The organism is Kitasatospora sp. NPDC058243 (genome assembly GCF_042882025.1).
Lineage (GTDB): Bacteria > Actinomycetota > Actinomycetes > Streptomycetales > Streptomycetaceae > Kitasatospora.
The window spans coordinates 78,528-80,629 of sequence record NZ_JBHVWW010000026.1; the positions used below are offsets into that span (position 1 = coordinate 78,528).

Consider the following 2,102-nt stretch of genomic DNA (forward strand, 5'->3'; position numbering starts at 1 on the left):
TGTCCCTGTTCTCACCTGGAAGGGTCCTCCCCCCCGACGGGCGTGAACCCCCGGAAAAAAGGGGGGAGCTGGGGGGGGGGGGGGCCCCCCCGCTTGCCCCCCCCCCTCCGCCGTCGGGCGCTCAGGAGATGCAGGAGATCGTCAGCCTGATGCTGGGGGGCGGGGGCGGCGAGTCGAGGTAGGGGGCGATCCAGACGATGATGCCCCTGCCTCCGTCACTGTCCCTCCACTGCCACCGCTGGTTCGCGCCGAGCCGGGTGCCGTCGCCGTTGGTGATGATCCAGTCGTTGTCCGGGTGCAGGCCCTCGGGGCAGATGGCGGTGACGCCGCTCGGGGAGCCGGTGGCGGACACGGTCTCGGGCAGGTTGTCGGCCTGGGCGGGGCCGGCGAGGGTGGCTGTCAGTGCCACCGCCGCCAGGCCTGCGCCGGCGAGTCGTCCGGGGCGCATGGATGTCCTCTCGTCGAGCGGCCCCTCGGATGGGGGCCGAGCGGTCACATCCGTTGCCACGGCGCCGCATCCGCACGCCCATCGCGCCGCACTCCACTCTTCCGCGCCGGGTGAGGGCGCGCCGGCGGCCTTGGGCGCAGGACAGCCGGGACGGGCGGACGTGGCCCATTGAACCCGGGCGGCCCGATCATCCGTCCTTCACAAGGGGCTTGGGGAATCGCCCGCACGGGTTCGGGCCGGCGCACCGCGGGCGTCAGGCCTTCGCAAGGGATGCGTATGGATCGAGACAAAGTGGCACTGATCGGCTGACCGGAATGCCATATTTTGTCCCGCCCATCACAGAACTCGCAAGGAGAGCACGTGCGTTCGACGAAGAAGCTGTCGGCCCTGGCCGCAGGGATGAGTGCCGTGGCCGTCCTGGGTCTGGCGGGGCCCGCGATGGCCGACGGCTCGTACGACCCGGCCCAGGAGAACTGCAACGCCGCCAACACGGTGACTCCCGGCTCGACCAGCCTGGTGTGGTGCATCCAGGCGGCGCAGCACACCTCGGAGGCCAAGAACCGGGCCCGCGGCGAGTTCGTCCAGGACACGCTCGACATGCTGATCAAGGCGACCGGCGGCAGCTACAACATCATGGTCTTCGACATCAAGGGCGACAACGCCTTCGGAGACCCCTGGTACGTCCACAACTACGAGCAGAGCTTCCAGAACGTCGCCTTCACGTACGACATCGACTACCACGACCAGACCTCGCGCGAGGACCAGACCTACCGGATCTGGATCTTCTCCGGCGGCGGCAGCTTCGCCAACGGCTTCGACGGCGGCTGGGGCAACTGGGGGTTCTACGGCCTCTTCAACCGGACCACCCGCGAGCACACCTGGACGTACCCGAGGGGCACGGGCAGCGCCGGCCAGCATTACAACCACACCGACGGCGTCGTGAACTTCTCCCCGATGCCGTTCCCCGGCGTACCGAGGGACCCGGGCACTCCCGCGCCGGGCGGGCTGCCGGCCACCCAGATCGTCCCCGCGATGCCGCAGGACCCCGGCACGCCGTACGACCCCGGGGTGCCCGCCACGCCGGCCAAGCCTCCCCACACCGGCAAGCCCGGCGATCCGGCCGAGCCCGGCACCAAGCCCGGCACCGGCACCCCCACCGGCTCCGGCCGGCCCGCGCTCAACACGCCCGTGCACCTGCGGACCGTCAACAACCTCGGCGCCGTCGCCACCGGCTCCGGCGAGGGCGCCTCGGTGGTCGCCGGGAAGCCGGGCGACGCGGGCGGCACCTGGACGTTCCGCGACGCGGGCGGCGGCCGCTACCGGATCACCAACGCGCTCGGGCGGGACCTCACCGAGAACACCGGCACCTACTTCGCCAACACCAAGGGGTGGAAGGGCTCTTCGGAGCAGAAGTGGGAGGTGAAGAACGTCTCGGGCGACCGGTACGTGATCCGGATCAGCGACCAGGACTGCCTGACCTACCACGAGGACGGCAAGGAGCTCGGGGTGTGGACCTGCGACGGCTCCGCCGAGCAGCAGTGGACCGTCACCCGCTGACCGTCGCGGGGGCCCGCCCCCCCACGCCCCCCGAAAAGCCTGGGCGGGGGGGGGGGGGGTCTTCTTTTCCGTGAAGGCCCCCGAAAACAAAACCACA

The 2,102-nt window shown here is 70.9% G+C and carries 2 protein-coding genes; one reads left to right on the plus strand and one right to left on the minus strand.

All coding sequences use genetic code 11. The features are described from left to right. Positions 1-121: 121 nt before the first annotated feature. Positions 122-448, minus strand: coding sequence for a hypothetical protein (locus ACFVX9_RS19110; RefSeq protein ID WP_063350564.1), 327 nt, complete (start codon positions 446-448; stop codon positions 122-124). A gap of 360 nt (positions 449-808) precedes the next feature. Here ACFVX9_RS19110 and ACFVX9_RS19115 point away from each other — a divergent pair, with 360 nt between their 5' ends. Then, positions 809-2,005, plus strand: coding sequence for a hypothetical protein (locus ACFVX9_RS19115; RefSeq protein ID WP_387982624.1), 1,197 nt, complete (start codon positions 809-811; stop codon positions 2,003-2,005). Positions 2,006-2,102 lie beyond the last annotated feature (97 nt).

Bases quoted from the DNA above. Each gene is read 5' to 3' on its own strand.
- ACFVX9_RS19110 (WP_063350564.1), bottom strand. From the start codon at position 448: ATGCGCCCCGGACGACTCGCCGGCGCAGGCCTGGCGGCGGTGGCACTG.